Source organism: Faecalibacterium sp. DFI.5.82, from assembly GCF_029076575.1.
GTDB lineage: Bacteria > Bacillota > Clostridia > Oscillospirales > Ruminococcaceae > Faecalibacterium > Faecalibacterium duncaniae.
In genome coordinates, this window is record NZ_JARFIS010000055.1 from 1 (window position 1) to 500 (window position 500).

Sequence of the window (500 nt, forward strand, 5' to 3'; positions counted from 1 at the left end):
GCATGGTTTGGCAAGGGGTTTGAGCAAAAAAGACGATAAAATCAGAAAAAAGTTCTTCCACAATACATTCTCTGCATCGTCTGTGCATCCTCTGCCTGCGTACAGGCGCTCTCACAGATGATGACAGGTGCAAGCCCGCGCTCGGCCAGCAGCTCCATCAGGGGCTGGGGTTCGGGGCCGAACTGGGTCTCGGCAAAGGTCCAGTGCCGCTTTTCACCGCCCTTGGAATACTCGAGGCGGGAAAAATGGACATGGAACTGCCGGGCCCGCTCATCCCCCAGCGCCTCCCCGATGCGGTCAAGGATAGCGGCATAATCCGCCTTGGACCGGATGCCGCCCAGCGTCCGGGCGTTGAGGTGGCCGAAGTCGATGCAGGGGGTGATGCGTCGGTCCACTCCGCAGAGAGCCAGCACCTCCTCCAGCGTACCCAGCTGGCCGATCTTTCCCATCGTCTCAGGGCAGAGGATGATCTCGGCAAATCCCGCTTCATCCAGCGCGTC

Annotated in this window: 1 protein-coding gene; it reads right to left on the minus strand. The window is 60.2% G+C overall.

Going from position 1 to position 500, the window contains the following annotated elements:
- Window positions 1-41 precede the first annotated feature (41 nt).
- Window positions 42-500 (minus strand): TIM barrel protein (locus P0G09_RS15530; protein ID WP_342760540.1); only part of this gene is annotated, 459 nt, incomplete at its 5' end.